Source organism: Selenomonas sp. WCT3, from assembly GCA_900100835.1.
GTDB classification, from domain to species: Bacteria; Bacillota; Negativicutes; order Selenomonadales; family Selenomonadaceae; genus Selenomonas_A; species Selenomonas_A ruminantium_E.
This window is the reverse complement of sequence record FNCM01000028.1, coordinates 1-3,282: the sequence shown is the minus strand read 5'-3', so window position 1 is coordinate 3,282 and position 3,282 is coordinate 1. Positions and strand designations below refer to the sequence as shown.

The 3,282-nt window shown below is 48.7% G+C and carries 3 protein-coding genes; 1 reads left to right on the top strand and 2 read right to left on the bottom strand.

Annotated features, from left to right (window positions below):
• Positions 1–143: 143 nt before the first annotated feature.
• Together BLQ36_RS13115 and BLQ36_RS13110 are read right to left on the bottom strand one after the other, a co-directional pair.
• On the bottom strand, positions 144–1,664 hold the full coding sequence (locus BLQ36_RS13115; protein WP_074516002.1) for a flotillin family protein: 1,521 nt from the start codon (positions 1,662–1,664) through the stop codon (positions 144–146).
• 153 nt (positions 1,665–1,817) lie between these two features.
• A complete protein-coding gene (locus tag BLQ36_RS13110; RefSeq protein ID WP_412583305.1) occupies positions 1,818–2,150 on the bottom strand; it encodes a diaminopimelate epimerase in 333 nt (110 codons plus the stop codon).
• Between the two features lie 166 nt (positions 2,151–2,316).
• Between BLQ36_RS13110 and BLQ36_RS13105 the strand changes: the two genes are divergently transcribed.
• A complete protein-coding gene (locus BLQ36_RS13105; RefSeq protein WP_074516000.1) occupies positions 2,317–3,168 on the top strand; it encodes an AraC family transcriptional regulator in 852 nt (283 codons plus the stop codon).
• Positions 3,169–3,282: the final 114 nt, after the last annotated feature.

The window sequence follows — 3,282 nt, the reverse complement described above, 5'->3', positions numbered from 1 at the left end:
TCTTAATTAAAAGGCAAAAATTTCTTGTAGCGGGTTGTCACCGGTGGAGCGTTGGTACTGATCCCTGCAAACTGTAATTTTAAGAAAAAGCCCTGTTGCGCACACGCTAGCGTCAACAAGGCTTTCTCTAGAAGGAACGATTATTAATTTTTTTCATCGATTGCCTTAGCCACCGCTGCAATCTTAGTCGTTTCATCCGGAGTAGTATCTCCCGTTACGTTGACGTTGCGCGTTACTTTGGCATCGTAGGACTCACTACGCATGATATCGGCCAAATCCACCCCAGTGCTCTCCTTCACCGACTGGAAAGTCTTGGCTAACACCAAGGGCACATTACCAGCGATGGGTCCCACCGAGGCGCCATCCTCGCCGCCTCCAATGATGGAAATCTTATCAATCGCCGTGAGCGGTTTGGCAATCTCTGCGGCCACCTGCGGCAGGATTTCGATAGCCATCTGTGCCATGGCAGCTTTGCCGTATTTCTTCATGGCTTCCGCCTTTTTATCCATAGCAGCGGCCTCTGCCTCACCTTTGGCCCGGATAGCGGCTGCCTCCGCTTCACCTTTCGCCTTGATACCAGCAGCTTCCTGCTCCATGGCGTATTTCTTCGCTTCAGCCTGTGCTTTCTGAGCCTCGGCCTCCTTCTGCTGAATGTAGAGGCGTGCTTCTGCATCACGCTGCTGTTTCGCAAGTTCTGCCTGGGCTTGAACCTCAATCGCATACTTATCCGCATCCGCCTTTTTCTGGATTTCGGCCGCCAGTTCCTGTTCGCGGACGGCAACTTGCTTCTGCTTGAGTTCCTGCTCACGCTCGGTTTTGGCAATTTCCGCATTTACCGTAGCCGTCTGTATGGATTTCTGCTGTTCCTGATTCTGGATTTCGTAAGCAGCATCGGCTTCGGCGCGTTTGATATCCGACTGTTTCTGCAACTCTGCCTTGCGAATGGCCAAGTCCGTCTGCCGCTGAGCGATTTCCAGTTCGGCTTTTACCTTGGCATCATTGGATTCCTTCGAAGCTGCGGCCTGAGCAATCGCCACATCCCGCTCTGCCTGGGCACGGGAAATCGCCGCATCTTTTTTAATTTTCGCCGTATTATCAGCGCCCAGGTCAACGATAAGACCGTTATCATCGGTGACATTCTGGATATTGCAGGAAATGATATCAATACCCAGGTTGCGCATATCCTTAGACGCCTTGCTGACCACCTGGTCCGAAAAGGAATCGCGGTCCGTGTTGATATCCTTAAGGTCCAGGGTACCAATGATTTCACGCATATTACCTTCCAGAGAATCCTGAAGGCTGGTGGCAATCTCCTCCGGCTTCATGTTGAGGAAGTTCAGCGCCGCTATCTTGCGCCCCTCGATATCTTTAGCCACCGCAACCTTGGCCACTGCATCCACGCGGACATTGATGAAATCATTGGTCGGCACGGACTGGCCTGTTTTAATATCGACGGAAATCTGTCCTAAGTACAGATAATCGGCCCGCTCCAGCGCCGGAATCTTAATGCCGCCCTGGCCGATGAGGAACCGCGGTTCCTTACGCAAACCGGACAGGATAATCGCACGATTGGGCGAAGCCTTGACATACATCATCGTAATCACCACAAACAGGATGACCAATAAAATCACGACGGGAATAGCTATTAACAAAATAGTACCCATAAAAACCTCCCATAACTCAATTATAAAGAAAACAATCACGGCTACTATTTTGCTCCCCGATTCTTTTGTCCACTTTAAAGAGCCATTGGATTTTTGTTAATTCCAAAAAATAAACTCCCTCAAAAGAGGAAGTTTAGCGTTTCCCATATGCGATTAACAAGCTGCCGATTCGTTCAATTCATCGGCTTCCCGCATGCATCTTACAAAGTAATCGGTCAACCGGATTTCGTAATTAGCCTGACTACGAGACAAAACCAGATAGTCAGCCGCCGTAAGTTCTTCCTGCACACCCTCTTTTGTAAAGGCTTTAAAAGAAGGAATTTCCTGCGTACCGGTGAACACCAGAATGCGGTCAGCCCCAACACCCTGACGGCTGGTTAAGAGACGAATTGCAGCAGCTCCCGGCATGAAGCCCGTAGTACCATCCAGCATCATAACTTCTTTATCCTCCATCAGATAACTGCGAACTAACATCATCTCTGTCACCGGCCTTTCTAAATCATGCTGCGTCTCCCCCGGACGCTTCTCGTTTCTTTTGATGGTTCTATTATAGCAAGGTTTAAATTGCAATAAAATCACAAAATATGCTTTAAATATTGCAAAAGATGTACTAAACTAATAAAGAGCTTGATAAAGGAAAGGAGCAGCTGCCGTGAGCGACTACGAAAAAAAAGGTTATCTTTCTACGGATTACCGCATTTTCCGCCTGAAAGATTCTACGTTAAAACCGATTCCATTTCACTACCACGATTTCCATAAAATTATCTTATTTCTCGACGGCAACGTCGATTATGTCATCGAAGGAAAGACCTATCATCTCACTGCCCGGGATGTTGTCTTTGTCTCTGCTGGCGAAATCCATCGCCCGATTTTCCTATCCGGTTCTGCCGACTATGAGCGCATTGTCATCTACGTCTCCCCATCTTTTCTTGAACGCTGGCAACAACAGGACCCACAGCATAATGACCTGTCCCAATGCTTTTCCCAAGCCCGGGAAACAGCCAGCGTCATGCACCAAGCCCCGGGAACCAGTCACGATTTATTGTTCCACATGGACAAGTTAGAAAAAACAGCCCATGGCGAAGGCTTCGCCAATGGACTGTTTACCGAGATACTCTTCATTGAGTTTATGATTCTAATCAACCGGCTCCTGGAGGGACACGAATTGGCAGGGCTGGAAAATGCCTCCTATGACCAAAAAATTCAAGATGTCCTCGCCTATATCAATCAGCATTTAGCCGAAGACCTTAGCATCGATACGCTGGCAGCCCATACCTATACCAGCAAATTCTATCTGATGCGCAAGTTCAAAGCCAATACGGGCTATGCCCTGCATCAGTATATTCGCAGCAAACGCCTGTTGCTGGCCCGGGATATGCTCCGCAGTGACATGCCCATCGCCCAGATTGCCGGCGAAGTCGGTTTTGCCGACTACTCCACCTTCTCCCGCGCCTTCCGCGAAATGTTCCAATGTTCCCCGCGAGAGTATCGAAATACGCATTAAACTTCAAATTACAGTTTATCGGTTAGTGCGTTCAAGTTCGAGGCAGCTCTTCGCCGCCGCTAGGGGCAGTGCCAACACTACGCGGGAGATGTTTTTCTAAACGAAATTTTTATC